Raw genomic sequence first — 6,152 nt, 5'->3', positions numbered from 1 at the left:
AGACGGTGCAGGTGTCGGCCTACCCGGACGCCTACGCCCAGTGGGAACAGCAGGCCGCCGACCTCGTCGCCCAGCACTGGAACAGCTGACAACACCGATAGAAGCAACTGACCGTTGGCCGGCACCCGAACAGGGGGTGCCGGCCAGCGGCGTTTCCACATCCGGACGTACCGGAGAAAGCCAGTGACGGACGGGCGGAGTAGGCGCACGACGGGGCTGGGGGCGAGGGTGACCGGCGCAGGGATCAAGCCTGACCGCCCGGAGCCGGTCACCCTCGCCCCCAGCCCAACACAGCAGCCACCGCCCAACAGCAACCAGCCACCAGAGCAACCAGCCAACAGAAGCGAAACCCAGGTGACAGCGGTCACGAACCGCAGCGGAAGAACAGGACCCCTCGTACCGTTGTGCAGAGCGTCGGTGTGTCCAGTGTCCCCGGGCCTCACCCAAATTGCCTTCGCGGAATACCGTCCGGCTGGAGCCGCGTCGTGCCACTCGCCGAGAGGCGACCTGCACACCGACGCCCAGCGGCGCCCCGGCCATCCGGTCGGGGCGCCGCTGTTTTCCCCACGCTGAGGATTGCCGAAAATGATCCGCGACTCGACTCGCGGGGCCCCGGCGGCTGGCCTAATGTTCAGGAGGTCAGCTTCCGCCAGCGGGGGAGGGGGTGTCGCGGGATGGGTCTGAAGACCTTCATCGAGGGTTGGCCGGTCTACCGGCAGCTCACCGGCACAGACCCGCTCGGGCGGGGCGCGGCGGCCCAGTCGGCCCGTTCGGCGGCGCTGACCGCGCGCACCGAGACCGCCGACAGCATGGCGCGCTCGGTCTGCCCCTACTGTGCGGTGGGCTGCGGGCAGCGGGTGTTCGTCAAGGACGGCCAGGTCACCCAGATCGAGGGCGACCCGGACAGCCCGATCTCCCGCGGCCGGCTCTGCCCGAAGGGCTCCGCCAGCAAGAACCTGGTCACCAGTCCGCTGCGGCAGACCACCGTCCGCTACCGCCGGCCGTACGCGACCGAGTGGGAGGACCTCGACCTCGACACGGCGATGGACATGATCGCCGACCGGGTGCTCGCGGCGCGGGACGCCACCTGGGAGGACACCGACGAGCAGGGACGGGCGTTGAACCGCACCCTGGGCATCGCCAGCCTCGGCGGCGCCACGCTGGACAACGAAGAGAACTACATCATCAAGAAACTCTTCACCGCGCTCGGCGCACTACAGATCGAGAATCAGGCGCGGATTTGACACTCCGCCACCGTCCCCGGTCTGGGGACCAGCTTCGGTCGCGGTGGCGCGACGGTCTTCCAGCAGGACGTCGCCAACGCTGACGTCATCGTCATCCAGGGCTCGAACATGGCCGAGGCCCACCCGGTGGGCTTCCAGTGGGTGATGGAGGCCAAACGGCGGGGCGCGAAGGTCTTCCACGTCGACCCCCGGTTCACCCGTACCAGCGCGCTGGCCGACACCTACCTGCCGATCCGAGCGGGTACCGACATCGCGTTGCTGGGCGGCATCGTGCGCCACATCCTGGAGAACGAGCTGGACTTCCGGGAGTACGTGCTGGCGTACACGAACGCGGCGACCATCGTCAGCGAGGAGTTCGTCGACACCGAGGACCTCGACGGCCTGTTCTCCGGCTACGACCCGAAGACCAACTCGTACGGGCAGCGCAGCTGGCAGTACGCGGGCCACGAGAAGAACTCCGGCGACCGCAACACGCACAAGGAGCGGGAGACGGCCGCCGGCCTGCGACACGAGTCGCACGGCATGCCGGTCGGCGGCCAGGTCCAGCGGGACGAGACGTTGCAGCATCCGCGCTGCGTCTACCAGCTCCTCAAGCGGCACTTCTCCCGCTACACCCCAGAAATGGTGGAGCGGACCTGCGGCATCCCGCAGGACAAGTTCCTGGAGCTGGCCAGGGCGTGGACGGAGAACTCCGGCCGGGAACGCACCGGGGTGCTGATCTACTCGGTGGGCTGGACCCAGCACAGCGTGGGCGTGCAGTACATCCGGACCGGCGCGATCATCCAGCTGCTGCTGGGCAACATGGGGCGCCCTGGCGGCGGCGTCCTCGCCCTGCGCGGCCACGCCAGCATCCAGGGTTCGACCGACATCCCGACGCTGTTCAACCTGCTGCCGGGCTATCTGCCGATGCCGCACTACACCGACCACACCAGCTTCACCGACTGGGTGGACAGCATCCGGCACCCGGGCCAGAAGGGCTTCTGGGACGACGCCCGAGCGTTCGGCGCGAGCCTGCTCAAGGCGTACTGGGGCGACGCGGCGACGCCGGAGAACGACTTCTGCTACGGCTACCTGCCCCGGATGACCGGCGACCACGGGACGTACCAGACGGTGCTGAACATGATCGACGGCAAGGTCAAGGGATACTTCCTGCTCGGCCAGAACCCGGCGGTCGGCTCGGCGCACGGCAAGGCCCAGCGGCTGGGCATGGCGAACCTGGACTGGCTGGTGGTCCGCGACCTCTTCATGATCGAGAGCGCGACGTTCTGGAAGAACAGCCCGGAGGTGGAGACCGGCGAGATCGTGCCGGAGGAGTGCCGTACCGAGGTGTTCTTCCTGCCGGCCGCCTCGCACGTGGAGAAGGAAGGCACCTTCACCCAGACCCAGCGGCTGCTCCAGTGGCGGGAGAAGGCGCTCGACCCGCCGGCCGACGCCCGCTCCGAGCTGTGGTTCTTCTTCCACCTCGGCCGGATCATCCGGGAGAAGCTGGCCGCCTCGGACAAGGCCCGCGACCGTGCGGTGCGCGACCTCGCCTGGGACTACCCCACGCACGGCGACCTGGCGGAGCCGAGCGCGGAGGCGGTGCTGCGGGAGATCAACGGGTACGAGGTGGCGACCGGCCGTCCGCTGTCGGCGTTCACCGAGGCCAAGGACGACGGCTCCACCGCCATCGGCTGCTGGATCTACACCGGCGTGTACGCCGACGGGGTCAACCAGGCCGCCAGGCGCAAGCCCGGACGCGACCAGGACTGGGTGGCCGCCGAGTGGGGCTGGGCCTGGCCGGCCAACCGCCGCATCCTCTACAACCGCGCCTCCGCCGACCCCGAGGGCCAGCCGTGGAGCGAACGCAAGAAGTACGTGTGGTGGGACGCCGACCGGGGCGAGTGGACCGGCTACGACGTGCCGGACTTCGAGAAGAAGAAGCCGCCCACGTACCGGCCACCGGAAGGCGCCACCGGTGTCGAGGGGCTCGCCGGCGACGACGCGTTCATCATGCAGGGCGACGGGAAGGGCTGGCTGTACGTGCCGACCGGGCTGCAGGACGGACCGATGCCGACGCACTACGAGCCGGCCGAGTCCCCAATGCGCAACCCGCTGTACGGGCAGCAGGCCAACCCGACCCGCAAGGTCTACGACAACCCGGTGAACTCGGTGAACCCGAGCCCGCCGCAGCCGCACACCGACGTCTTCCCGTACGTGTTCACCGTCAGCCGGCTCACCGAGCACCACACGGCTGGCGGGATGAGCCGGATGGTGCCACGGCTGGCCGAGCTCCAGCCGGAGATGTTCGTGGAGGTCTCCCCGGAGTTGGCGGGTGAGGTCGGCCTGAACCACCTCGGCTGGGCGCACCTGATCAGCGGGCGGGCGGCGATCGAGGCCAAGGTCCTGGTCACCGACCGGCTCACCCCGCTGCGGCTGGACGGCCGGGTGATCCACCAGGTGTGGCTGCCGTACCACTTCGGTCGCGAGGGCATCGTCACCGGCGACTCGGTCAACGACCTGTTCGGCATCACCCTGGACCCGAACGTCCTGATCCAGGAGAGCAAGGTCGGCACCTGTGACATCCGGCCCGGCCGCCGCCCGACGGGACCCGCCCTGCTCGAACTGGTGGACGACTACCGGCGCCGGGCCGGGCTGGTCCGGGGCCGCCCGCCGATCGTCACCACCGACGCGTCCGAACGGGAGGTCGAATGATCGAGGCCAACAGCCTCTACGGGCCGCTCGATCCCGCGCCGGACGCCGGATGGACCGACGCCCCGCCCCGGATGGGCTTCTTCACCGACACCAGCGTCTGCATCGGCTGCAAGGCGTGCGAGGTCGCCTGCAAGGAGTGGAACGGGGTACCTGACTCGGGCTTCGACCTGCTCGGCATGTCGTACGACAACACCGGCGCGCTGACCGCCAACTCGTGGCGGCACGTCGCCTTCATCGAGCAGCCGAGCCCGGCCGGGCACCGTACCCCGCCGTTCGAGGGGAACCCGACCGGCACGGCGGCCAGCCCGGCCAGCGCCGCCACGGCCGCCGGGACCAGCACCGACACCGGCACCAACCCCGGCCTGCCCCCGGGCCGGCCGGATGCCGCCACCCGGATGGCCGCCGGGCCGGAGTTCCTCGGCATGCCTGGCTCCCAGCCGCCCGGCCGGGCCACCGGCGCCGAGTCGCGCACCGACTTCCGCTGGCTGATGATGTCGGACGTCTGCAAGCACTGCACCCACGCCGCCTGCCTGGACGTCTGCCCGACCGGGTCACTGTTCCGCACCGAGTTCGGCACCGTCGTGGTGCAGGAGGACATCTGCAACGGCTGCGGCTACTGCATCTCCGCCTGCCCGTACGGGGTCATCGACCAGCGCAAGGGCGACGGCCGGGCGTGGAAGTGCACACTCTGCTACGACCGTCTCGGCGCCGGCATGACCCCCGCCTGCGCGCAGGCCTGCCCGACCGAGTCGATCCAGTTCGGACCGCTGGACGAGCTGCGGGAACGCGCCGCCGCGCGGGTTGCCCAGCTGCACGACCGTGGGGTGCCGGAGGCGCGGCTCTACGGCCACGACCCCACCGACGGCGTCGGCGGCGACGGCGCGTTCTTCCTGCTCCTCGACGAGCCCGAGGTGTACGGCCTGCCACCGGACCCGGTGGTCACCACCCGGGACCTGCCGAAGATGTGGAAGCGGGCCGGGCTGGCCGCTTTGGCCATGGCGGCGGCCGCCGTCGCCGCGTTCGTCGGAGGTGCCTCGTGAGCCCGGACCGCGCCCCGGTGGGCGACCTGTTCCGCCGGTTCCGGGAGCGGCTCGCCGCCGACGGGCCGGAGCGCCTCGTCGGGCCGGGGCTGGCACCGCAGCTGCCGCGCGGCGTCGACCCGATCGAGCGGTCCCGACGCAAGGGCCGCAGGGGCGGCGGCGGGGAGCAGATCAACGTGCCGCCGGCCGAGTTCACCTCCTACTACGGCCGGCCCATCCTCAAGCCGCCGGTGTGGAAGTGGGACATCGCGGCCTACCTGTTCACCGGCGGCCTCGCCGCCGGCTCGTCGCTACTGGCCGCCGGCGGCCAGCTCACCGGCCGGCCGGCGCTGCGCCGGGCCGGCCGGGTCACCTCCCTCGCGGCGGTCAGCGCCAGCGCGTACTTCCTCATCCACGACCTGGGCAAACCGAGCCGGTTCCACCACATGCTGCGGGTGGCGAAGCCGACCTCGCCGATGTCGGTGGGCACCTGGATCCTGAGCACCTTCGGCCCCGCCGCCGGGCTGGCGGCGGTCGCCGAGGCGGCGCCCTGGCTGCCCGAGCGGGGCCTGCTCGGCCTCGGCCGGCGGCTGCTGCCTCCCGCCGGGCACGCGGCCGGGCTGCTCGCCGCCGCCACCGCGCCGGCGCTGGCCACGTACACCGGGGTGCTGCTCGCCGACACCGCGGTGCCGTCCTGGCACGACGCGTACCCGGAACTCCCGATCATCTTCGCGGGCAGCGCGCTGGCCAGCGGCGCCGGTGTGGGGCTGCTGGCCGCGCCCACCGCGCAGGCCGGCCCGGCGCGGCGGTTCGCGGTCGCCGGCGCCGCCATGGAGCTGTGGGGTTCGCACCGGGTGGAGAACCGGCTCGGGCTGCTCAGCGAGCCCTACGCGACCGGCACCCCCGGCAGGCTGCTGCGCGCCGGCCGGGCGCTGACCGCCGCCGGGGTGGCCGGCGCGCTGGTCGGGCGGCGCAGCCGGCTCCTCTCCGGCCTGTCCGGCGGGGCGCTGCTCGCCGCCGCGCTCTGCACCCGGTTCGGCATCTTCCACGGCGGGGTCGCCTCCGCCCGGGATCCGAAGTACACCGTGCTGCCGCAGCGGGAGCGCGCCCGGCAGCGGGAAGGCCAGGCACCAGACGGCAACGGGCCGGGCGCCGGCCCGATCGGGGCGTAGCTGCGCTGCCGCCGCTGACCCGC

3 protein-coding genes are annotated in these 6,152 nt (G+C 71.8%); all 3 read left to right on the top strand.

All coding sequences use genetic code 11. The features are described 5' to 3' along the window. Positions 1-674: 674 nt before the first annotated feature. Genes fdh through nrfD form a run of 3 tightly spaced genes read left to right on the top strand, consistent with a single transcriptional unit; the run spans position 675 to position 6,129 of the window. On the top strand, positions 675-3,938 hold the full coding sequence (gene fdh, locus ACGF4F_RS20970; RefSeq protein WP_393079323.1) for a formate dehydrogenase: 3,264 nt from the start codon (positions 675-677) through the stop codon (positions 3,936-3,938). Further along, positions 3,935-4,978 carry a 4Fe-4S dicluster domain-containing protein gene (locus tag ACGF4F_RS20965; protein WP_393079320.1) on the top strand — a complete coding sequence of 348 codons (1,044 nt, stop codon included), beginning with the start codon at positions 3,935-3,937 and terminating at the stop codon, positions 4,976-4,978. The genes fdh and ACGF4F_RS20965 overlap by 4 nt, the downstream gene beginning before the upstream one ends. Next, positions 4,975-6,129 (top strand): NrfD/PsrC family molybdoenzyme membrane anchor subunit, encoded by a 1,155-nt coding sequence (gene nrfD, locus ACGF4F_RS20960; RefSeq protein WP_393079317.1) that lies wholly within the window; start codon positions 4,975-4,977, stop codon positions 6,127-6,129. The genes ACGF4F_RS20965 and nrfD overlap by 4 nt, the downstream gene beginning before the upstream one ends. Positions 6,130-6,152: the final 23 nt, after the last annotated feature.

The organism is Micromonospora sp. NPDC047740, from assembly GCF_043204735.1.
Taxonomy (GTDB): domain Bacteria; phylum Actinomycetota; class Actinomycetes; order Mycobacteriales; family Micromonosporaceae; genus Micromonospora.
The sequence above is the reverse complement of the archived record's forward strand: the minus strand, read 5'-3'. Positions and strand labels throughout refer to the sequence as shown.

Excerpts from the sequence above, each read along its gene's own strand:
- ACGF4F_RS20965 (WP_393079320.1), top strand. The coding sequence starts at position 3,935 with ATGATCGAGGCCAACAGCCTCTACGGGCCGCTCGATCCCGCGCCGGAC.